The sequence below is a fragment of the Streptomyces sp. NPDC015532 genome, assembly GCF_043078065.1.
Taxonomy (GTDB): domain Bacteria; phylum Actinomycetota; class Actinomycetes; order Streptomycetales; family Streptomycetaceae; genus Streptomyces.
In genome coordinates, this window is sequence record NZ_JBIBSY010000001.1 from 566215 (window position 1) to 587755 (window position 21541).

18 protein-coding genes are annotated in these 21541 nt (G+C 72.3%); 13 read left to right on the top strand and 5 right to left on the bottom strand.

Going from position 1 to position 21541, the window contains the following annotated elements; genetic code table 11:
- Nucleotides 1-72 precede the first annotated feature (72 nt).
- The 4 genes from ACF07B_RS02370 to ACF07B_RS02385 all read left to right on the top strand — a co-directional run bounded on the left by ACF07B_RS02370 (nucleotide 73) and on the right by ACF07B_RS02385 (nucleotide 5809).
- Nucleotides 73-3285, top strand: coding sequence for a S41 family peptidase (locus ACF07B_RS02370; RefSeq protein WP_392177463.1), 3213 nt, complete (start codon nucleotides 73-75; stop codon nucleotides 3283-3285).
- A gap of 100 nt (nucleotides 3286-3385) precedes the next feature.
- Nucleotides 3386-3763, top strand: a complete 378-nt coding sequence (locus tag ACF07B_RS02375) for a histidine triad nucleotide-binding protein (RefSeq protein WP_362390455.1) — start codon at nucleotides 3386-3388, stop codon at nucleotides 3761-3763.
- A 6-nt stretch (nucleotides 3764-3769) separates the two neighbouring features.
- Nucleotides 3770-4675, top strand: a complete 906-nt coding sequence (locus ACF07B_RS02380; RefSeq protein WP_392177464.1) for a ribonuclease Z — start codon at nucleotides 3770-3772, stop codon at nucleotides 4673-4675.
- Between the two features lie 141 nt (nucleotides 4676-4816).
- The gene (locus tag ACF07B_RS02385) at nucleotides 4817-5809 is read left to right on the top strand and encodes an adenosine deaminase (RefSeq protein WP_392177465.1); all 993 of its coding nucleotides are present in this window, start codon (nucleotides 4817-4819) and stop codon (nucleotides 5807-5809) included.
- A gap of 82 nt (nucleotides 5810-5891) precedes the next feature.
- Here the strand turns inward: ACF07B_RS02385 and ACF07B_RS02390 are convergent, their stop codons facing one another.
- On the bottom strand, nucleotides 5892-7259 hold the full coding sequence (locus ACF07B_RS02390) for an MFS transporter (protein WP_392177466.1): 1368 nt from the start codon (nucleotides 7257-7259) through the stop codon (nucleotides 5892-5894).
- A gap of 431 nt (nucleotides 7260-7690) precedes the next feature.
- Here ACF07B_RS02390 and ACF07B_RS02395 point away from each other — a divergent pair, with 431 nt between their 5' ends.
- The 5 genes from ACF07B_RS02395 (at nucleotide 7691) to ACF07B_RS02415 (ending at nucleotide 13253) form a co-directional block, all read left to right on the top strand.
- Nucleotides 7691-8794 (top strand): carbohydrate kinase family protein, encoded by a 1104-nt coding sequence (locus ACF07B_RS02395; protein WP_384232830.1) that lies wholly within the window; start codon nucleotides 7691-7693, stop codon nucleotides 8792-8794.
- A gap of 141 nt (nucleotides 8795-8935) precedes the next feature.
- Complete coding sequence (locus tag ACF07B_RS02400; protein ID WP_392177467.1) at nucleotides 8936-11074, top strand: PhoH family protein; 2139 nt, start codon at nucleotides 8936-8938, stop codon at nucleotides 11072-11074.
- Nucleotides 11075-11086: 12 nt separating this feature from the next.
- On the top strand, nucleotides 11087-11584 hold the full coding sequence (ybeY, locus tag ACF07B_RS02405) for an rRNA maturation RNase YbeY (protein WP_369483052.1): 498 nt from the start codon (nucleotides 11087-11089) through the stop codon (nucleotides 11582-11584).
- Nucleotides 11581-12897 (top strand): hemolysin family protein, encoded by a 1317-nt coding sequence (locus ACF07B_RS02410; protein WP_392177468.1) that lies wholly within the window; start codon nucleotides 11581-11583, stop codon nucleotides 12895-12897. The genes ybeY and ACF07B_RS02410 overlap by 4 nt, the downstream gene beginning before the upstream one ends.
- Nucleotides 12894-13253: an MmcQ/YjbR family DNA-binding protein gene (locus tag ACF07B_RS02415; RefSeq protein WP_392177469.1), complete on the top strand. Its 360-nt coding sequence runs from the start codon at nucleotides 12894-12896 to the stop codon at nucleotides 13251-13253. Before ACF07B_RS02410 ends, ACF07B_RS02415 begins: the two co-directional genes overlap by 4 nt.
- 32 nt (nucleotides 13254-13285) lie before the next feature.
- Here ACF07B_RS02415 and ACF07B_RS02420 read toward each other — a convergent pair whose 3' ends face one another.
- Nucleotides 13286-14845 (bottom strand): MFS transporter, encoded by a 1560-nt coding sequence (locus ACF07B_RS02420; RefSeq protein WP_392177470.1) that lies wholly within the window; start codon nucleotides 14843-14845, stop codon nucleotides 13286-13288.
- Between the two features lie 141 nt (nucleotides 14846-14986).
- On the opposite strand from ACF07B_RS02420, the gene ACF07B_RS02425 reads away from it, so the two are divergent.
- Together ACF07B_RS02425 and ACF07B_RS02430 are read left to right on the top strand one after the other, a co-directional pair.
- Nucleotides 14987-15808, top strand: a complete 822-nt coding sequence (locus tag ACF07B_RS02425; RefSeq protein ID WP_369483057.1) for a helix-turn-helix transcriptional regulator — start codon at nucleotides 14987-14989, stop codon at nucleotides 15806-15808.
- 43 nt (nucleotides 15809-15851) lie between these two features.
- Nucleotides 15852-16205 carry a cytidine deaminase gene (locus ACF07B_RS02430; protein ID WP_362390474.1) on the top strand — a complete coding sequence of 118 codons (354 nt, stop codon included), beginning with the start codon at nucleotides 15852-15854 and terminating at the stop codon, nucleotides 16203-16205.
- 54 nt (nucleotides 16206-16259) lie between these two features.
- Here the strand turns inward: ACF07B_RS02430 and era are convergent, their stop codons facing one another.
- Nucleotides 16260-17252: a GTPase Era gene (gene era, locus ACF07B_RS02435; RefSeq protein WP_362390475.1), complete on the bottom strand. Its 993-nt coding sequence runs from the start codon at nucleotides 17250-17252 to the stop codon at nucleotides 16260-16262.
- Between the two features lie 259 nt (nucleotides 17253-17511).
- Between era and ACF07B_RS02440 the strand changes: the two genes are divergently transcribed.
- On the top strand, nucleotides 17512-18819 hold the full coding sequence (locus ACF07B_RS02440; protein WP_392177471.1) for an ammonium transporter: 1308 nt from the start codon (nucleotides 17512-17514) through the stop codon (nucleotides 18817-18819).
- Nucleotides 18816-19154, top strand: a complete 339-nt coding sequence (locus tag ACF07B_RS02445) for a P-II family nitrogen regulator (RefSeq protein WP_362390478.1) — start codon at nucleotides 18816-18818, stop codon at nucleotides 19152-19154. Before ACF07B_RS02440 ends, ACF07B_RS02445 begins: the two co-directional genes overlap by 4 nt.
- Here ACF07B_RS02445 and ACF07B_RS02450 read toward each other — a convergent pair.
- Nucleotides 19048-20073: a WxL protein peptidoglycan domain-containing protein gene (locus tag ACF07B_RS02450; protein WP_392177472.1), complete on the bottom strand. Its 1026-nt coding sequence runs from the start codon at nucleotides 20071-20073 to the stop codon at nucleotides 19048-19050. The two genes, ACF07B_RS02445 and ACF07B_RS02450, sit on opposite strands and share 107 nt — an antisense overlap.
- Nucleotides 20074-20196: 123 nt before the next feature.
- Nucleotides 20197-21525, bottom strand: a complete 1329-nt coding sequence (locus ACF07B_RS02455) for a beta-xylosidase (RefSeq protein WP_392177473.1) — start codon at nucleotides 21523-21525, stop codon at nucleotides 20197-20199.
- Nucleotides 21526-21541 lie beyond the last annotated feature (16 nt).

A 21541-nucleotide genomic window follows, 5' to 3' on the forward strand; every position in this document is an offset into this window, starting at 1 on the left:
CTGCCGGACCGTACGGGGATCAAGTGATCCAAACCCCTGTCGGGCCACGGGCGCGCTGCGTAGGGTGACCGGGTGACTGAGTCCGCAGCCTCCGCGTACATCCGGTTTCCGCATCTGCACGGCGAGTTGGTCGTCTTCACGGCCGAGGACGACATCTGGGCCGCCCCGGTCGACGGCGGGGGCCGCGCCTGGCGGGTCAGCGCCGACAACGTCCCGGTCAGCCATCCGCGCATCTCCCCGGACGGCACGACGGTCGCCTGGACGTCGACGCGGGACGGAGCCCCCGAGGTCCACGCGGCCTCCCTGGACGGCGGTCCCGCGAAACGGCTGACGTACTGGGGCAGCGCGAAGACCCAGGTGCGCGGCTGGACCCCCGACGGACAGGTGCTCGCCCTCAGCAGCCAGGGACAGGCCAGCCTGCGCCGCACCTGGGCCCGCTCCGTCCCGCTCGACGGGGGCCCCGCGACGACCCTGCCGTACGGGCCCGTCGGGGATGTCGCCCACGGCGAAGGCGGTGTCGTCCTGCTGTCCGCCCCGATGGGACGCGAGGCCGCCTGGTGGAAGCGCTACCGGGGCGGCACGGCCGGCAAGCTGTGGATCGACCGGGACGGCGACGGCGCGTTCGTCCGGCTGCACGAGGACATCGACGGGAACCTCGAACACCCCCTCTGGGTGGGCGAACGGATCGCCTTCCTGTCGGACCACGAGGGCGTCGGGGCCCTCTACTCCTCCCTCGCCGACGGCTCCGACCTGCGCCGCCACACGCCGCTGGACGCCTTCTACGCCCGTCACGCGGCCACCGACGGCACCCGCGTGGTCTACGCGTCCGCCGGTGAACTGTGGCTCCTCGACGGCCTCGACGGCGCCGAGCCGCGCCGCCTCGACGTCCGCCTCGGCGGCCAGCGCGTCGACCAGCAGCCGCACCCCGTCAGCGCTTCGCGCTGGTTCTCCGCCGCCTCGCCCGACCACACCGGACGCGGCAGCGCGGTCTCCGTGCGCGGTGCCGTCCACTGGGTCACCCACCGCTCCGGCCCGGCCCGCGCGCTCGCCGCCGAGCAGGGTGTCCGTGCCCGGCTGCCCCGCACCTTCCGCGCCGAGGGCGAGGAACACGTGGTGTGGGTGACCGACGCGGAGGGCGACGACGCCCTCGAATTCGCCCCCGCCACCGGCGTCGCCCCGGGAGCCACCCCGCGACGGCTCGCCGCCGGCGCGCTCGGCCGGGTCCTCGGCCTCGCCATGGCCCCCGACGGAAGCCGCGCCGCCGTCGCCTCGCACGACGGGCGCGTGCTCCTCGTCGAGCGCGAGAGCGGAGAGGTCCGCGAGGTCGACCGCAGCGAGGACGGCGATGTCACCGGCCTCGTCTTCTCGCCCGACTCCGCGTGGCTCGCCTGGTCGCACCCCGGGCCGCGCCCACTGCGCCAGCTCAAGCTCGCCAACACCACCGACCTGTCGGTGACCGAGGCGACCCCGCTGCGCTTCCGTGACTACGCACCGGCGTTCACCCTCGACGGCAAGCACCTCGCCTTCCTGTCGGCCCGCGCCTTCGACCCCGTCTACGACGAGCACGTCTTCGACCTGGCCTTCGTCGGCGGCTCCCGGCCGTATCTGATCACCCTGGCCGCGACGACCCCGTCCCCCTTCGGACCGCAGCGCCACGGCAGGCCCTTCGAGGCGCCCGACAAGGACGAGACGCCCGACAGCGAGGGCGCCCCCAGCACCCGCATCGACCTCGACGGACTCGCCGACCGGATCGTGCCGTTCCCCGTCGAGGCCGCCCGCTACTCGACGCTGCGCGCCGCCAAGGACGGACTGCTGTGGCTGCGCCACCCGGTGCGGGGCGTGCTCGGCTCCTCCCGTGCCACCCCGGACGACCCGGACCCGAAGACCGAACTGGAGCGGTACGACCTCGCCCAGCAGCGCATCGAGCATCTCGCCGCCGACGCCGACCACTTCACCGTCACCGGCGACGGCAAGCGGGTCCTGCTGTGGACCGACGGAAAGCTCAAGCTCGTCCCCAGCGACCGGCGGGCCTCGAACGACGACGAGAGCGACACGAACATCACCGTCGACCTGTCGCGGGTGCGCCAGAACGTCGACCCGGCCGCCGAGTGGCGCCAGATGTACGACGAGACGGGCCGTCTCATGCGGGACAACTTCTGGCGACCGGACCTGGGCGGTGTCGACTGGGACGCCGTCCTCGACCGGTACCGGCCGGTCCTGGAGCGCGTCGCCACCCACGACGACCTCGTCGACCTGCTGTGGGAGGTGCAGGGCGAACTCGGCACCTCGCACGCCTACGTCATGCCGCGCGGCGGCTGGGGCGGCGGCGACCGGGCCCAGGGACTCCTCGGCGCGGACATCTCCCTTCACGAGGACGGCAGTTGGCGCATCGACCGGATCCTTCCCTCGGAGACCTCCGACCCGGACGCGCGGGCCCCGCTCGCCGCGCCCGGCGTCGCGGTGCGCGCCGGGGACGCGATCGTCGCGGTCGGCGGCCGGCCGGTGGACCCGGTGGCCGGGCCCGCGCCCCTGCTCGTCGGCACCGCGGGCAAGCCCGTCGAGCTGACCGTCTCGCCCTCGGGCGGCGGCGATCCGCGCCACGCGGTCGTCGTACCGCTCGCCGACGAGGAGCCGCTGCGCTACCACGCGTGGGTGGCCGACCGGCGCGCCTACGTCCACGAGCGGTCCGGCGGGCGCCTCGGGTATCTGCACGTGCCGGACATGGTCGGCGCCGGGTGGGCGCAGCTCCACCGCGACCTGCGGGTCGAGGTGGCCCGTGAGGGCCTTGTCGTGGACGTCCGCGAGAACCGCGGCGGCCACACCTCCCAGCTCGTCGTGGAGAAGCTCGCCCGGCGGATCGTCGGCTGGGACCTGCCCCGCGGTCTGCGCCCCTACAGCTACCCGGAGGACGCGCCGCGCGGCCCCGTCGTCGCCGTCGCCAACGAGTTCTCCGGCTCCGACGGCGACATCGTCAACGCGGCGATCAAGGCGCTCGGCATCGGACCCGTGGTCGGCACCCGCACCTGGGGCGGCGTCATCGGCATCGACAGCCGCTACCACCTCGTCGACGGCACCCTCGTCACCCAGCCCAAGTACGCCTTCTGGATGGAGGGTTACGCGTGGAACGTCGAGAACCACGGCGTCGATCCCGACGTCGAGGTCGTCCAGACGCCGCAGGACCACGCGGCCGGCCGTGACACCCAGCTCGACGAGGCGGTCAGGATCGCGCTGGCCGCCCTGGAGGAGAACCCGGCGAAGACCGCGCCCGTCCTGCCACCGCTGTGACCTTCCCCCGGCGGCGCGGACGGCGGCGGCGCGAGCCGTCCGCCCGGCGGGGCCGCTAGCATGCGCAGGTAATGATCGGCTGGCGTGAGGAGGCACACGCATGGCGCAGGAGCCGAGGCGGGACGAGGGCGGGCAGCCGCAGGACGACTGCCTGTTCTGCAAGATCGTGGCGGGGCAGATCCCGGCGACGCTGGTGCGCGAGAGCGACACGACGGTGGCGTTCCGCGACATCAATCCTCAGGCGCCGACCCACATCCTGGTCATTCCCAAGGTGCACTACCCGGACGCGGCGTCCCTCGCCGCCGCCGAGCCCGCCGTCGCGGCGGACGTCCTGCGCGAGGCCGGCGAGGTCGCGGGCGAGGAGAAACTGGAGAGCTACCGGGTCGTGTTCAACACGGGCAGCGGGGCCGGACAGACCGTCTTCCACGCGCACGCCCACCTCCTGGGCGGCCGCGGTATGCAGTGGCCTCCCGGATAACCGGCCTTGTCCGCACGCGAACTGGTGGTCCTCGGTACCGCCAGCCAGGTCCCGACCCGGCACCGCAACCACAACGGGTATCTGCTGCGCTGGGACGGTGAGGGCCTCCTCTTCGACCCCGGCGAGGGCACCCAGCGACAGATGCTGCGTGCCGGGGTCGCCGCGCACGACCTGCACCGCATCTGCGTCACCCATTTCCACGGCGACCACGCGCTCGGACTCGGCGGGGTGATCCAGCGCATCAACCTCGACCGCGTCCCGCACGAGGTGACCGCGCACTACCCGCTCTCCGGGCAGCACTTCTTCGAGCGGCTGCGGTACGCCACCGCCTACCGCGAGACCGTCCGGCTGACCGAGGCTCCGGTCGCGGACGACGGCGTCCTCGCGACGACTCCCGCGTACACGCTGGAGGCCCGCAGGCTCTCCCATCCCGTCGAGTCCTTCGGGTACCGGCTGGTCGAGCCCGACGGGCGGCGGATGCTGCCGGAACGGCTCGCGGAGCACGGGATCAGGGGACCGGACGTCGGTGTCCTGCACCGCGAGGGCTCACTGCGGGGCGTCACCCTGGACGACGTCAGCGAGATCCGGCGGGGACAGCGGTTCGCGTTCGTCATGGACACCCGGCTGTGCGAGGGAGTGGACGCGCTCGCCGAGGGCTGCGACCTGCTGGTCATCGAGTCGACCTTCCTCGACGGCGATCACCGGCTGGCTCTCGACCACGGTCATCTGACCGCGGGCCAGGCGGGCCGGGTGGCCAAGGAGGCGGGGGTGCGGCACCTCGTGCTCACCCACTTCAGCCAGCGCTACCCCGACCCCGGCGAGTTCGAGCGCGAGGCCCGCGCTGCGGGGTTCGACGGGGAGCTGACGGTGGCGCACGACCTGGTGAGAGTGCCGGTCCCGAAGCGCCGGTGACGGCCCGGGCCGCGCCGGGTCCGCCCGGTGGGCAGGCCCGGTGCCGCTCCCGCTCCGGGTCCGCCCGGTGCCGCTCCGACGCCCCGGTGCCGGGAAGGTGCCGGTTTCGGTATGCCCGGGAAACGACCGTACGATGCTTCGATGTCCCTCCCCAAGGCTGAACTGCACCTGCACATCGAAGGCACCCTCGAACCCGAGCTGGCCTTCGCGCTCGCCGCGCGCAACGGCGTCACCCTGCCGTACGCGGACACCGAGGAGCTGCGCAAGGCGTACCTCTTCGACGACCTCCAGACCTTCCTGAACCTGTACTACGAGCTCATGGCCGTCCTGCGGACGGAAGCGGACTTCGCGGACCTGGCCGACGCCTACCTCGCGCGCGCCGCCGCGCAGGGCGTACGGCACGCGGAGATCTTCTTCGACCCGCAGGCGCACATCGCCCGGGGCGTGTCGATGGGGACGGTCGTCGAGGGGCTGTGGCGGGCGCTCGGGCGCAGCGAGGAGACCCACGGCGTCTCCACCCAGCTGATCATGTGCTTCCTGCGGGACGAGTCCGCGGAGTCCGCCATGGACACCCTCCGGGCCGCGAAGCCCTACCTCGACCGGATCGTCGGCATCGGCCTCGACTCCGCCGAGGTCGGCCACCCGCCGGTCAAGTTCCGTGAGGTGTACGAGGCCGCCGCCGGGCTCGGTCTGCGGCGCGTCGCGCACGCCGGCGAGGAGGGGCCGCCCGCGTACATCACCGAGGCCCTCGACCTCCTCGGCGTCGAGCGCGTCGACCACGGGCTGCGCTGCATGGAGGACCCCGAGCTCGTCGAGCGGCTGGTCCGGGAACGGGTGCCGCTGACCCTGTGCCCGCTGTCGAACGTACGGCTGCGCGCCGTGGACGTCCTGGCGGAGCACCCGCTGCCCGCCATGATGGACGCCGGGCTGCTCTGCACGGTCAACTCTGACGACCCCGCCTACTTCGGCGGCTACGCCGGCGACAACTTCGGCGCCGTGCGCGAGGCCCTCGGACTGGGCGAGGAGCGGCTGCGGGAGCTGGCGCGCAACTCGTTCGAGGCGTCCTTCCTGGAGCACGACGAGGAGCGGCGCGCGCGGTACATCGCCGAGGTCGAGGCGTACGAGTTCCCTTAGGACCTGTCCGGTCGCCCGTCCCCGGGCCTCCCCTCCTCGCGCCCGGCCGCCCCGTGCTCCGGCGGCCGGGGCCCCTCGGGTGTCAGACGCCCACGGGCCCCGCGGCGTGCGCCGCGGCCGCCGCGCCCGCCGAGTGCCGGGGCCCCGCCGTCCCGTACGCCCCCCGCTGGGCGGGCACACCCTCCAGCGCGATCTCCACGACGGGCAGCCCCGCCACGGCGGTCTCCAGGCTGGGCAGCCCCGCCACCGGGATCTCCAGGGCGGCGATTCCGGCCGCGGGGATCTCCACCGCGGGGAGTCCGGGCACGGGGATCTCGACGATCTGGCCGGTGCGCCGGGGGCGCAGGGCCACGAGCGTCATCGGGACGCCGACCAGCAGCAGGCCGGCCGCCAGGACCTTGCCCATCGCCGGGTAACCCGCCGACGCGGACAGCAGGCTGCCGGTGAGCGGACCGCACGCCGTGCCGAGGGAAGAGGCGGAACCGACGAGGACCGCCCACCGGCCGCGCGGGTCCATGGACGCGGCGAGGCCGATCACGTACGAGAGCACGACCGGGTACAGCGCGTTCCAGGCGATCTCGCCCGTCGCGAAGGACGTCAGATCGGTGGCCGCCGCGCTCAGCGCGATGCAGCCGGCGATCAGCGCCGTGCCCAGACCGATGGGCAGCGCCCGGCCCAGCCGCGGGCCGAGGGCGCCGGCGCCGATCGTCCCGAGCAGTCCGGCGCCGAGCGCCACCGCGAAGACCGCGCCCACCTCGACCTCGGTGAGCCCCGCCTGTGCCAGACCTATCCGGCCGCTCACCCCCCACAGGGAGTTCTGCGCCAGGGACCAGAGGAGCATCGCGCCGGCGAGCAGCAGCCCCGAGCGGCGGTGCGGGAGCGGGGCGGTGGCGCGCACGGCGCGATCGGCCGGCGCTCGGGCGGGAAGCCGTCCCGTCAGGCACAGCGCGAGCAGCGCGGTGCAGGCGATCGCGGCGAGCGGGAGACCGTGCCCCGGGCCCAGCCGCGGGATGGTCAGGTACAGCGCGCCCGCGAGGCCGGAGACGCCGAGCAGACCCAGCGTGGTGACCCGGTGCGGATCGCTGCGGCCGGCGATCCCGGTCGCGGCGACCGTGGTGGCCGTACCGGAGCCGAAGCCGCCGACGACCGCGCCGGTGACCACGAGCGGGACGGCCGTCGAGAGCGCGGCGGTGCCGAAGCCGGTGGCCGCGAGGAGCAGCCCGGCGCGGGCCAGCGCGCGCGGGCCGAAGCGGTCGACGCGGGAGGCGAGCAGGAAACCGGCCGAGGCCGAGCTCAGCAGCAGGACGCTGCCGACGGCTCCGGCCTGGGTGGCCGACAGCGGGAGTCCCGCGTCGAGGCGGCCGACGGTGGTGGGGAGCAGATACGCGGCGAGGTACCCGGCCGTGAAAAGGGCGACGAGGGGCCAGGGCGTGGGGGTGCGGGCGGACACGGGCGTTCCCAGGGCAGGCGAGAGCGGCTCAAGAAGAGAGGGGGAGGGGCGGCTGTCGACGGACAGGAACGCGCGGGCAATTTGTATCAAGGTGGGGGGTCCGCGAAGAAGGCGTGACGGTGTGATCTGGGGCACTTCCTGTTTGCGGAGACGGACCCGGGGTAACCCCACCCCCCTCGGGGCGCCGCGCGCGAAGCGGAGCCCGTCGCCGGGCCACCGCTCTCGCCGTGCGCGCGGGCGGACGCGGGGGCGTTCTGGCAGGTGAGCGGGCCGGAGCGGGCCCCGGACGCGGAACGCGCGGGCCACGGGCACCCGCGGGCGGGACGTGCCCCAGCCGCCCCACGGACCTCGGATACCCCAGCGTGAAGCACGGCCCGCGCGACCGGTGTGGTGCACACTGGCCAGATCCGGACCATCCCAGGGAGCGCACCGTGATCAACGGCGAGGGACCATTCCTCCAGGCCCATGTCGACCCGCTGGCCGGGCTGCGCAGGGCCGACGACCCGCCCTGGGACGTCTATCTGACGGGCACGGTCTTCCTGGACATCATCTTCACCGGGCTCGACTCCGCCCCCGTGCGCGGCACCGAGTCCTGGGCGCGCGGCATGGGTTCGAGCCCCGGCGGGGTCGCGAACATGGCGACCGCCCTCGCCCGGCTGGGCCTGCGCACCTCGCTGGCCGCCGCCTTCGGGGACGACCACTACGGGGAGTACTGCTGGGACGCCCTGGAACAGGGCGAGAGCATCGATCTGTCGACGTCGAGGACCGTGCCCGGCTGGCACTCGCCGGTCACCGTGTCGATGGCGTACGAGGGCGAGCGGACCATGGTCAGCCATGGGCACGAGGCACCCACGGAGGAGCCCGCGCCGGACTCCCCGCCGCACGCCCGTGCCGCCGTCGCCTCGCTGACCCCGGGGGTCACCGCGCCCTGGATCGAGCAGGCCGCGAGCCGGGGCACCCGGATCTTCGCGGACGTCGGCTGGGACGACACCGGCCGCTGGGACCTGGCGGGCCTCGCCGATCTGGCGCACTGCGAGGCGTTCCTGCCGAACGCCGAGGAGGCCATGCGCTACACCGGCGCCGACTGCCCCCGCGCGGCGGCGCACGCGCTGGCCGAGCACGTGCCGCTGGCGGTCGTCACCCTCGGCTCCGACGGCGCCTACGCCGTGGACGGTCGCTCCGGGGAGAGCGCCGAGGTCCCGGCGATCGCCGTCGAGGCGCTGGACCCCACCGGCGCCGGGGACGTCTTCGTCGCCGGTTTCGTCACGGGCACGCTGGCCGGCTGGCCGCTCGCCGACCGGCTCGCGTTCGCCGGGCTGACCGCCGCCCTGTCGGTCCAGGAGTTCGGCGGATCGCTGTCGGCGCCCGGCTGGTCGGAGATCGCCGCCTGGTGGCGCCGGGTCCAGTCGGTCCCCGACCAGGATCCCGCGGCCCTGAGCCGGTACGCGTTCCTGGAGGGCCGGCTCCCCGAGGTCACCCGCCCCTGGCCGCTGCGCCGGGCGGTGCCGACGATCGGTTTCGGCCGCTCGGCCTGAACGCCCTCAGGTCACGACCTCGTCACCGCGAGAAAAGCCCTACGGGTCCGTGAGCCCCGCGACGTACGCTGGGAAACGCAAGGCTGCCCGTGTGGCAAGCGTGCCGACCGAGGAGGATACGCAGGCCTACAGAGCCGGCCCATGACTCAGACACCCACAGCTCACGGCCCCGCTCAGGGGCAGGCACGCGCGCACTTCACCGTCCCGGCCAAGCACCCCATGGTGACCGTTCTGGGTTCCGGAGACTCGCTGCTGCGTGTGATCGAGAAGGCCTTCCCGGCGGCCGACATCCACGTCCGGGGAAACGAGATCAGCGCGGTGGGCGACGCCGGTGAAGTCGCGCTCGTCCAGCGCCTGTTCGACGAGATGATGCTGGTGCTCCGCACGGGGCAGCCCATGACGGAGGACGCAGTGGAACGCTCGATCGCCATGCTCAGGGCGAGCGAGAACGGGGAGGGCGACGGCCAGGAGACTCCGGCCGAGGTGCTCACGCAGAACATCCTGTCCTCGCGAGGCCGCACCATCCGCCCCAAGACGCTCAACCAGAAGCGTTACGTCGACGCCATCGACAAGCACACGATCGTGTTCGGCATCGGCCCCGCCGGTACGGGCAAGACGTACCTCGCCATGGCGAAGGCCGTCCAGGCGCTCCAGCACAAGCAGGTCAACCGGATCATCCTGACCCGCCCGGCGGTCGAGGCCGGCGAGCGGCTCGGCTTCCTGCCCGGCACGCTCTACGAGAAGATCGACCCCTATCTGCGCCCGCTCTACGACGCGCTGCACGACATGCTCGACCCGGACTCGATCCCGAAACTGATGGCCTCGGGCACGATCGAGGTCGCGCCGCTGGCCTACATGCGCGGCCGCGCGCAGCCGCGATTCACGAACGTCCTGACGCCGGACGGCTGGCGGCCTATCGGCGACCTGCAGGTAGGTGACCTCGTCGTCGGCTCGAACGGCGAGCCGACCCCGGTCCTTGGTGTCTACCCGCAGGGCGAGAAGGACATTTACCGCGTCACCGCCCAGGACGGCTCCTGGACCCTGTGCTGCGGCGAGCACCTGTGGACCGTGCGCACGGCTTCGGACAAGCGCCGCGACAAGCCGTGGAGGGTCCTGGAGACGAAGGAGATGATCGGCAACCTGCGTGCGGCGCACGCGCGCCGCTACGAGCTGCCGATGCTCACCGCACCGGTCGGTTTCCCCGAGCGTGAGGTCCCCATGGATCCGTACGCGCTGGGGCTGCTGCTGGGCGACGGCTGTCTGACAGGGTCCACCACCCCTTCCTTCGCGACGGCGGACCCGGAACTGGCCGAAGCTCTGGAAGCCGCGCTCCCGGGTGTCGCTCTGCGGCACAAGGGCGGGCCCGACTACGTCCTCAACCGGATCAAGAGCCCTGGCGATGTCGTCACTCTGGAGAATCCGGTGACCCGGATCCTGCGTGAGACGGACCTGCTGCGTACTCGCTCGCACTCCAAGTTCGTCCCGGACGACTATCTGCAGAACTCCGTCGAAGTGCGGCTGGCCGTTCTCCAGGGTCTCCTCGACTCCGACGGCGGCCCGGTCACCCAGGCGGACCGCACCTGCCGCATCCAGTACACGACGACGTCGATCCTGCTCCGCGACGACGTGATCTCCCTGGTGCAGTCGCTCGGCGGCGTGGCGTACACCCGCCGCCGGACGGCCGAAGGCCGAAAGTCCGGCAGGGCCCGTGGCCGTGACGTTCCCTTCAACCGGGACGCCCACATCATCGACATCCGCCTCCCCGAAGGCATCGAGCCCTTCCGCCTCGCACGCAAGCGCGACAAGTACCTCGCGGCCGGAGGCGGCGGACGCCCCATGCGCTTCATCGACTCCATTGAGCCCGCGGGCCGGGAGGAGGCCGTCTGTATCCAGGTCGCGGCCGAGGACTCGCTGTACGTCACGCAGGATTATTTGTTGACGCACAACACTCTCAACGACGCGTTCATCATCCTGGACGAGGCTCAGAACACGAGCGCCGAGCAGATGAAGATGTTCCTCACCCGGCTCGGCTTCGACTCGAAGATCGTGATCACGGGTGACGTGACGCAGGTCGACCTCCCGAGCGGCACGAAGTCGGGTCTGCGCCAGGTCCAGGACATCCTGGAGGGTCTCGAGGACGTCCACTTCTCGCGGCTCACGTCCCAGGATGTCGTCCGGCACAAGCTGGTCGGCCGTATCGTCGACGCGTACGAGAAGTACGACAGCGAGAACGGCACCGAGAACGGCTCCCACAAGAGCCGGGGCCACAAAGGGAAGTAGACCAGCACCGCCATGTCGATCGACGTCAACAACGAGTCCGGAACCGAGGTCGACGAGCAGGCGATCCTCGACATCGCCCGCTACGCGCTCGCACGGATGCGCATCCACCCGCTCTCCGAGCTCTCGGTGATCGTCGTGGACACCGACGCCATGGAGCAGCTGCACATCCAGTGGATGGACCTGCAGGGACCGACGGACGTCATGTCCTTCCCGATGGACGAGTTGCGCCCGCCGTCGAAGGACGACGACGAGCCGCCGCAGGGTCTGCTCGGCGACATCGTGCTCTGCCCCGAGGTCGCCGAGCAGCAGGGCAAGGACGCCCCGACGCAGCACTCCATGGACGAGGAGCTCCAGCTCCTCACCGTTCACGGCGTGCTGCACCTCCTCGGCTACGACCACGAGGAAGCCGACGAGAAGGCCGAGATGTTCGGGCTTCAGGCCGCCATCGTGGACGGCTGGCGCGCGGAGAAGGGCATCACGGGTCCGTCTCCGGCCCCGACCGTGTCATGAGTCCACAGCTGGTCATCGGTGCCATCGTTCTGGTCGTCGTCGCCTGGCTCGCCGCCTGCGCGGAGGCGGGCCTCGCGCGTGTCTCCAGCTTCCGCGCCGAGGAGGCGGTCCGCGGCGGCCGGCGCGGCAGCGCCAAACTCGTCCAGGTCACCGCGGATCCGACGCGCTATCTGAACGTGGCGCTGCTGGTCCGCGTGGCCTGCGAGATGGCGGCCGCCGCGCTCGTCGTCTTCGCCTGTCTGAAGGAGTTCGACCGGACCTGGCAGGCCCTGGCCGTCTCCATCGCCGTCATGGTCCTCGTGTCGTACGTCGCGGTCGGTGTCTCGCCGCGCACCATCGGCCGCCAGCACCCGCTGAACACCGCCACCGCGGCCGCGTACGTCCTGCTGCCGCTGGCCCGGATCATGGGACCCATCCCGCCGCTGCTGATCCTCATCGGCAACGCGCTCACCCCCGGCAAGGGATTCCGGCGCGGCCCGTTCGCCTCCGAGGCCGAGCTGCGGGCGATGGTCGACCTCGCCGAGAAGGAGTCGCTCATCGAGGACGAGGAGCGCCGCATGGTGCACTCCGTCTTCGAGCTCGGCGACACCCTCGTGCGCGAGGTCATGGTGCCCCGCACGGACCTCGTCGTCATCGAGCGCTACAAGACCATCCGGCAGGCCCTCACCCTGGCCCTGCGCTCGGGCTTCTCGCGCATACCCGTCACCGGCGAGAACGAGGACGACATCGTCGGGATCGTCTATCTCAAGGACCTGGCCCGCAAGACCCACATCAGCCGCGACGCCGAGTCCGAGCTGGTGTCCACGGCCATGCGGCCGGCCACGTTCGTGCCCGACACCAAGAACGCCGGCGATCTGCTGCGCGAGATGCAGCAGGAGCGCAACCACGTCGCCGTCGTCATCGACGAGTACGGCGGCACGGCCGGCATCGTCACCATCGAGGACATCCTCGAGGAGATCGTCGGCGAGATCACCGACGAGTACGACCGCGAGCTGCCGCCCGTCCACAAGCTCGGCGACGACAGCTTCCGGGTGACCGCCCGTCTCGACATCGGCGACCTCGGCGAGCTGTACGGCTTCGAGGCCTACGACGACGAGGACGTGGAGACCGTCGGCGGGCTGCTCGCCAAGGCCCTGGGACGGGTGCCCATCGCCGGTGCCTCCTCGGTGGTCGAACTGCCCGACGGACGCCGGCTGCGGCTTACCGCGGAGGCCGCCGCCGGCCGCCGGAACAAGATCGTCACGGTGCTCGTCGAGCCGGTCGACCCGGCCGGGCCGACCCGGGCGGGGGCCAAGGAGGAGAAGCAGGAATGACCCCGCAGCAACTGCGCGCGTTCTGCCTGTCCTTCAACGCCGGTGTCGAGGACTTCCCCTTCAACCCCGAGACCTCGGTCTTCAAGGTGCTGGGCAAGCTCTTCGCGCTGACGAACCTGGAGGGACGCCCGCTCACGGTCAACCTGAAGTGCGACCCGGACGACGCGATCCGGCTGCGTGAGCAGCACCCGGGACTGATCGTCCCCGGCTATCACATGAACAAGCGGCACTGGAACACGGTGACCGTCGACGGCGAGCTCCCGGACGGCCTGGTCCGGGAGCTCATCGAGGATTCGTACGACCTCGTCGTGGCCGGTCTGCCGCGGGCCGAGCGGCTCCGTCTCGACCGTCCCTGACCCCTCGCGACCCGGCAGAACCCGCCCCGCCCTCAGCGGGTGCGCCCCGCGCCCTGCCGTCCGAGTCCGACCGCGACCAGCGCGGCCGCCGCGAGCACGATCGCCGCGTCCAGGGCGAGGACCGTGTGGACGCCGGCCAGCAGGTCGTCCGACGTGGTCGCGAGAACCCCGAGGAGCGGGATACCGACGGTGATGCCCACCTGCTGGGTGGAGGTCACCAGGCCGGTGGCCAGGCCCTGCTCCTCGTCGGGGACGCCCGAGGTGACGGTCAGGCCGTACGAGATGATCGCGCCCAGGTGGCACATGCTGGCCAGCGACACCCCGGCCGTGGCGATCCAGACGGACCAGGTGTGCGCGTTCAGCAGCAGCATCGCGGCCACGAACAGCCCCTGTCCCGCCAGCGAGCCGGCCAGGGTGCGCCGGGCGCCGAACCGGCCGATGACCTTCGGCGCGACCATCCCGGCGACGGCCGACAGGGCGCCCTGCGCGCCGAAGACCAGGCCGGTCTCGAAGGCCGAGAGCCCGAGCGCCTCCTGGAGGTACAGGGTCAGCGCGAAGACGACCGTCGACATCATCGAGAAGGTGACCAGGCCGCCCAGGTTGCCCCACGCCACCGTGCGGCGGCGCAGCATCCTCAGGCTGACCAGCGGGGCGTCGGCACGGGACTCGATCCGTACGAAGGCGCCGAGCAGCAGCACGCCCGCGACGAGCGTCGTGACGACGTCCGCGCCGCCGAATCCGCGGTCCGCCGCCGTCGAGAGCGCGTAGATCAGGGCCAGCAGGCCTCCGGTCACGGTGACCGCGCTGGGGAGGTCCAGACGGGGGCGGTCCGGGGCACCGGCACCGGCCGTGTCCGCGTGCCGGTGGCCGGACGCGGGCAGCAGGCCGGTGGCGAGCGGCAGCACGAGCAGCGCGAACAGCGACAGCAGCCCCATCGTCGAACGCCAGCCCAGCACGTCGGTCAGGACGCCGCCCGCCACCATGCCGACCGTGAAGCCCAGCGACAGGAGCGTGCCGGAGATGCCCAGCGCGCGGTCCCGTGCGGGCCCCTCGCGGAAGGTCGTGGTCAGCAGCGACATGCCGGTCGGCACGATCGCCGCCGCGGCGAGCCCTTGCACGGCCCGTCCGGCCAGGAACGACGCGGGGTCCCAGGCGAAGGTCGCGAGCAGCGAGGCCGCCCCGAACACGGTCAGCCCGGTCAGGAAGAGCCGCCGGCGGCCGAACAGGTCACCGATACGGCCGAAGAGGAGCAGGAAGCCGCCGGAGGGCAGCGCGAAGGCGGTGACCGCCCACTGGAGCGCGGACGGGCTCATGCCGAGGTCCCGGCCGAGCACGGGCAGCGCCACGTTCAGCACGGAGAAGTCCAGCGCGACCATGAACTGGGCGGCGCACAGCACGAAGAGCACGAGTGCGTCGCGCCGCGACAGGCGGTCCGCGCGCGGTGGCCGGCCGTCCTCCGGGCGGGCGGGCGCGGTGGTGGAGGTGTCGGCCCGGGGGCCGTTCGTGGTGCCCGGATCGATGCCCGGCGTGCCGGTGCCGGGGGTGCGGGCGGTGGACCCGGTGGTCGTCTTCGTGGTCGTCTCTGTGGTCATGGCAAGAGCCTGCGGCGGCCGGAATATCCGTGGGGAGCCGCAACTTATGCTGGTGGCCGCACCACCAGTCACCGAAGGGGGAGACACGTGGCGGAGGAGGCGACGAAGACCCAACGGCGCCCGGAACTACGCGAGTTCCTGATGAGCCGCCGGGCGCGGGTGTCACCGGCCGAGGCCGGGCTCCCGGACGGCGGCGCCCGCCGCCGGACCCCGGGGCTGCGCCGTGAGGAGGTCGCCGTCCTCGCGGGAGTGGGCGCCTCCTGGTACCAATGGCTGGAGCAGGGGCGGGACATATCCGTGTCGCCGCAGGTCCTGGACGCCGTCGCCCGCGTGCTGAGGCTCAGCAACACCGAGCGGCGCCATCTGTACACCCTGGCCGGACTGAACCCGCCCGCGCCCGAAGTCGCCCCCGGGGACCGGGACATGTGCGACGGGCTGCGGCGGCTGATCGACACGTGGATGCCGTATCCGGCGCACATCATGGACCCGTACTACAACTGCGTCATGTACAACGACGCCGCCGCCGTGGTCCTCGGCATGCGTCCGGAGAACACCCAGAACTGCATCGTCGACTTCTTCACCGACCCGCTCTACCGCGGCCGTTCGCGCACCTGGGAGCACAACGCCCGTACCGTCGTGGCCCAGTTCCGCGCGTCGTGCGCCGCCGCGCCGGACGACGAGGGGTTCCGCGAGGTGCTGGCCCGGCTGACCGAGGCCAGCGCCGAGTTCGCGGAGCTGTGGGGGCGGCGGGACATCGAGGACGCCGGGCAGATCCGCAAGGAGCTCGACCATCCGCTCGTGGGACTGCTCGCCGTCGAGTCCACCGCGATGAAGGTGCCGGTCCGGCCGGACCTCACGATCGTGCTGCACACGCCGCTGCCGGAGGCGAACACGGCCGCGAAACTGGAGTGGCTCGCCTCGCCCGAGGGGCGCCGGGGGTCGATGTACCCGGTGGCCGGATGACCCTTCGGAGGGAGGGGGCGCCGGCACTTCGTATGCTCTGGTCATGACCGACAGCAGCGCGCTCGACCCCGAGGACCGCAAGATCGTCACCCTGGCCCGTTCCGCACGGGCCCGCAACGGTGTGCCCGAGGGCGCGGCCGTACGCGACGAGACGGGACGTACCTACGTCGCCGGGACAGTGGAGCTGGAGTCCTTGCGGCTGAGCGCTCTGCAGACGGCCGTGGCGATGGCCGTGGCGTCCGGGGCGAAGTCCCTGGAGTCGGCGGCCGTGGTGTCCGGGGCCGAGGCCGTCAGCGACGCGGACCGCGCGGCCGTACGGGATCTCGGCGGGGCCGCGACGCCGGTGCTGCTGGCCGGGCTCGACGGTGCCGTGCACACGACGGTGACCGCGGGCTGAGAAGCGGACTCCCGGGGGGCGGAGCCGACGCGCACCCCCCGGGGCGAAGCCCTCTCAGAAGCCGAGCTTGCGGAGCTGCCGGGGGTCGCGCTGCCAGTCCTTGGCGACCTTCACATGGAGGTCGAGGAAGACCGGCGTGCCCAGCAGGGCCTCGATCTGCTTGCGGGACTTGATGCCGACGTCCTTCAGGCGCTTGCCCTTGGGGCCGATGATGATGCCCTTCTGGCTGGGGCGCTCGATGTAGACGAAGGCGTGGATGTCCAGGAGCGGCTTGTCGGCCGGGCGGTCCTCACGCGGCAGCATCTCCTCGACCACGACGGCGATGGAGTGCGGAAGCTCGTCGCGGACCCCCTCCAGGGCGGCCTCGCGGATCAGCTCCGCGATCATGACCTGCTCCGGCTCGTCCGTCAGGTCGCCCTCGGGGTAGAGGGCGGGCCCCTCCGGCAGCAGCGGGACGATCAGGTCCGCCAGCAGACCCACCTGCGAGTCGCCGACCGCCGAGACCGGGACGATCTCGGCCCACTCGAAGCCGAGCTCCCGGCCGAGCTGGTCGATCGCGATGAGCTGCTCGGCGAGCGTCTTGCTGTCGACGAGGTCGGTCTTGGTGACGATCGCGATCTTCGGCGTCTTCTTGATCGACGCCAGTTCCTTCGCGATGAAACGGTCACCCGGGCCGAGCTTCTCGTTCGCGGGCAGGCAGAAGCCGATCACGTCGACCTCGGCCCAGGTCGTGCGGACGATGTCGTTGAGCCGCTCGCCCAGCAGGGTGCGCGGTTTGTGCAGGCCAGGGGTGTCGACCAGGATCAGCTGCGCGTCGGGCCGGTGCACGATGCCACGCACGGTGTGCCGCGTGGTCTGCGGCTGGTTCGCGGTGATCGCCACCTTCTGGCCGACCAGAGCGTTCGTGAGGGTGGACTTGCCCGCGTTGGGGCGGCCCACGAAGCAGGCGAAGCCGGCGCGGTGGTTCTCCACCGCGTCGAGGGGACGCGAGGTGCCCCTCTCCTCGGACGGCTCGGATGACTGATTGCGAACGCTCATGGCGCCCATTGTCCCTGATCGTCGGGTGCCCGCCGTACCAAGGTGTTCGAGAGGCGCGGAGCGGTCGCCTCCGCACGAGTGAAGCGATCGTTCCGGTTCGTCGGCGCGAGGCGTTCCGGAGCCGTGGGCCGCGGTCCTCCCCGGTGAGGAATCGGAAATCACGGCGCAATGAAACACGCCCGAAACGTGGGCGAACGCAACCGGAAACGCACGCCCACGACGCTCTGACGACGCCCTCACCTCGTGCCCCCACTCCGTTGGAGAGACCGTGACTCTGGCCGCTTCCCGGATCGACACCGGCGACACAGCCTGGCTGCTCGCCGCCACCGCGCTCGTGCTCCTGATGACCCCCGGGCTCGCCCTGTTCTACGGCGGTATGGTCCGCGCGAAGAGCGTGCTCAACATGCTGATGATGAGCTTCGTGTCGATCGCCCTGGTCACGGTCGTGTGGCTGGCCGCCGGATACTCCCTCGCCTTCGGCGAGGACGCGTTCGGCGGGCTCGTCGGCGGCCTGGAGCACGCCGGGATGGCCGGGCTCGGGCCCGGCAGTGTGCAGGGGTCCGTCCCCACCCTGCTCTTCGCCACCTTCCAGCTCACCTTCGCGATCATCACCGCCGCGCTGATCAGCGGGGCGGTCGCCGACCGGGCGAGGTTCGGGGCGTGGCTGGTCTTCGTGCCCGCCTGGGCGCTGCTCGTATACGTTCCCGTCGCGCACTGGGTGTGGGGCCCGGGCGGCTGGATACGCGACGGTCTCGGCGCCCTCGACTTCGCGGGCGGTATGCCGGTCGAGATCACCTCGGGTGCCTCCGGGCTCGCGCTGTGTCTGGTGCTCGGACCGCGGCTCGGCTTCAAGAAGGACGCCATGCGGCCGCACAACCTCCCGATGGTCATGCTCGGCGCCGGTCTCCTGTGGTTCGGCTGGTTCGGTTTCAACGCCGGGTCCGCCCTCGGCGCCAACGGTCTGGCCGCCGCCGCCTTCCTCAACACCCTCGCCGCCGGCTCCACGGGCCTGCTCGGCTGGCTCCTCGTCGAGCAGCGCCGCGACGGCCACCCGACCACCCTGGGCGCGGCCTCGGGCGCGGTCGCCGGTCTCGTGGCCATCACCCCGTCGTGCGGGGTGGTGTCCCTGCTGGGCGCGCTCGCCGTCGGGCTCGCCGCCGGCGCCGTCTGCTCGTACGCCGTGGGCTGGAAGTTCCGGCTGAACTACGACGACTCGCTGGACGTCGTCGGCGTCCATCTGGTCGGCGGGGTCATCGGCACGCTCCTCATCGGCGTCTTCGCCGTCCACGGGATGACCGGCGGGGCCGAGGGGCTGCTGTACGGCGGGGGGCTCGGACAGCTCGGCCGGCAGCTCGTCGGCGTGGCGGCCGTCGGGGGGTACGCGTTCGCCGCCACGTACGGCATCGGCACGGTGATCGACCGGCTCATGGGGCTGCGGGCCGAGGAGGAGCACGAGCGGACCGGCCTGGACCTTACGGTGCACGCCGAGAGCGCCTACGATCACGGGGTCCTGGGCCACGGCGCCCCGGTGTCGTCGTCCCTTCCCACCACGCAGAAGGTCAAGCCCCGGGCATGAAACTCATCACCGCGATCGTCAAGCCCCACCGACTCGACGAGGTCAAGTCCTCTCTCCAGGAGCTCGGTGTGCACGGGATGACCGTCACCGAGGCCAGCGGGTACGGGCGTCAGCGCGGGCACACCGAGGTGTACCGCGGCGCGGAGTACCAGGTCGACCTGGTCCCGAAGGCCCGGATCGAGGTCGTCGTCGGGGACGCCGAGGCGGACGCGGTCATCGACGCGGTGGTCAAGGCCGCGCAGACCGGGAAGATCGGGGACGGAAAGGTGTGGTCCGTACCGGTGGAGACGGTCGTCCGGGTTCGGACGGGCGAACGCGGGCCCGACGCACTCTGAGCGTGATCAGGGCCGCGGCGGTCGCGACCGCCGCCAGCACGGCCACGAGCCACGGCAGCGCGAGGAACGACACTCGCGCCGACTCTCTGGTCCCGGCCGCGCTGGCCGTCAACGTCACGTCGCCCCAGTCGAGTTGAGGCGCCCCGTGCCAGGGCGCGGTGAGCCGGACCCGCTGGCCGGGGAGCAGTTCCGAGGGAATGCCGGCGAGCTCGCGGGACAGCAGCGTCCGCCCGAAGAGCCCCTCGGCCTTCAGCCGCACCTTCGGGTTCAGCGTGACGTTGCCCGTGTTGTGGAGGGTGTACGAGACGGTCGCCGTGCCGGAGCCCGTGCCGGGGATGAGCGGCTGGTGGTGGGTGAGGCGGACCTTCTCCACCGCGAGGGCGGGGACCGTCGGGCCGCCGACCCGGAGATAGACCCGGGCCGCGACGGCGCGTCGCACCCCGACCGAGAGGGAGCCGGAGCCCTTCTCGATCCGTTCGTCGAGCGCCACCAGCGCGCCCGGATGGTCGCCGGGTTCGGCCCGCTCCGGAACCCGCAGGGTGAACAGCACGGTGACCTTGCCGTGCGCGGGCACGGTGACCCGGGAGCGCGCGGGCCGGGCCCATGCCCCCACCCCGCGCTGTTTCTCCGCCAGGGTGCGCACGGCGAAACCGCCGTCGCGGGCGGTGTTGTAGGCGTCGGCGGCGTACAGCCGGAACGTCAGCGGGTCACCGGTCTTGTTGGCGACGGTGACCTTGTCCCGGAGCGTCTGGCCGGGATCGGCGGAGAGATAGAAGTACGGTCGCGCGGCGACGCGCGAGGAGACGGGGTAGACCGACCAGCTTCCGTTGTCGGCCGCGTACGAGGGCGTGGTCATGAGGGCCACGAGGGCGGGCAGGACCAGGAACACGCTCAGGAGGAGGGCGTACGGCTTGCGCATGGGTGCGGACCCCCGCGGACGGCATCGGCGGACTGGCGGCTGTCGTCGTGACAGCCCCTGCGTGGACGGGCGGGTGCGCGCCCGGCCACCGGGGTGCGGACGACCGGTCGAGTGGCGGACCGGTCAGCTGAGCGTCAGCGTGAGCACACCGGAGTAGGAGCCGGGAGGCGTGAACTCCGGTACGTTCAGCGACAGTCCGGCGTCGACGGTGAACTCACCACCGGTGAGGGTTCCGTTGGGGGTGGACGCCAGGGTCGCTCCCGAGAGGCCGACCGTGCCGGACGAGCCGGACTGGCAGGTGCTCGGGCTGCCGGCCTTGGTGGCGCAGGCCGGGGTCCAGGTCAGGGCACCGGCGTCGATCTTCGCGCCGGGACCGGTGAAGTCGGTGACCTTGCCCGTCAGGGACCAGCCCGCGGGGCCGCCGCGGAAGTCCTTGACCGTCACCGTCCGCAGGGCGCCCGTGGAGGCACCCCCCTTGCCGTAGTCGACCGCCGACAGCGCTACGGCGTCCCCGGCCTGGGTCATCGACAGGGTTCCCGCCCTCACCGTGGTGGTGAGTTTCTGACTGCCGTCAGGGACGGGCGTGTTGTCGACGACGACATACGCGGCGGGACCCGCTCCGGTGTCCGGGTCCCAGCTTCCTCCCTCGTACGCGACCACGCCGGTCGTCGTCTTGTCGTTGACGACGAGCGAGCCGCTGAAGGAGCCCTGGGCGTTCGCGGTCACGGTCGCCGTGTCGGCGGTCTGGGTGGCCCCGGACCGTCCGGCGAGGGTGACGGTGGCACCCGGGGTGAAGTCGCTTCCGGTGACGGTCACGCTGTCACCGGGGTTCCCGGAGGCCGAACCGAGCTGGATGGCCCGGGTGTTGGTCTGTCCGCCGCCGGTCGCGGTGACCGTCTCCGACACCGGGGCGGGCGGGTTGGTGACCGTGCACGGGGTGTCCAGTTCCAGGATGTAGCTGGTGTGGATGTTGTAGTCACCGGGCGAGAGGGTGATCGCCCCGGGCGCGGTGACCGTGAACGTGCCGGTCATGGAGAACGACGGGAAGGCGCCCCGCCCCGGCACCGGGTCGTTCTTCTTCGGCCCCGCGACCGTGACACTGCCCGTCTGCGCCCCGCCGACGGTGACCTTGCCGGTCGGCGTCATGATGTCGGCCGGCAGGGCGAGGTCGGTGGGGTTGCTCGCGGCGGGTGTGACCACCGTGTAGGTCACGGTGACCGTGTCGCCGACCTGGGGACTCGCGTTGTCCACCGTGATCTTCGCGGTGGTGGTGCCGTCGATCGGGGGGAGGCCCGCGATCGCCGGCGGGATGCAGTGCGTGGCGAAGTCCACGTTCACGGAAGCGGCGCCGGCCGGGGCGGCCAGCGCACCTCCCGCGGTGAGCGCGAGTACGGTCGCCCCGAGCAGTGCCGCGAGGCGGCGTCTTCGGGTTGTCGGACCCGTGGTTGCCATGGGTGTTGCCCCCTCC